Source organism: Psychroserpens mesophilus, assembly GCF_050617655.1.
GTDB classification, from domain to species: Bacteria; Bacteroidota; Bacteroidia; order Flavobacteriales; family Flavobacteriaceae; genus Psychroserpens; species Psychroserpens mesophilus_A.
Genome location: NZ_JBODQC010000572.1, coordinates 1 through 230 on the forward strand (window position 1 = coordinate 1; position 230 = coordinate 230).

Annotated in this window: 1 protein-coding gene; it reads left to right on the plus strand. The window is 54.8% G+C overall.

Features of this window, described 5'->3' with window-relative positions; translation table 11 throughout:
• Nucleotides 1–230, plus strand: a 230-nt coding sequence (locus ACRHNM_RS18475; RefSeq protein ID WP_431138082.1) for a glutathionylspermidine synthase family protein, incomplete at both ends; no start/stop codon positions are given.

The window sequence follows — 230 nt, forward strand, 5'->3', positions numbered from 1 at the left end:
CGCAGCGGCATTATTCCGCGTGATGCCGATCAGTACAATGCTATTCAGGAACGCCTGATTTCACGCTTTAGCGAGCTTTACAGTCGGGGACCGTGTTATTTTTGCTGCTGTCAGGACACCGATGAAGACAGGAGTACCGTGCTGTACTTGCAGGACTGCGCCCAGCAGGCAGGGCAGGAGTCGCGGTTTATCTACATTGAAGATCTCGGTTTGGGCGTCGGCGGCGTACT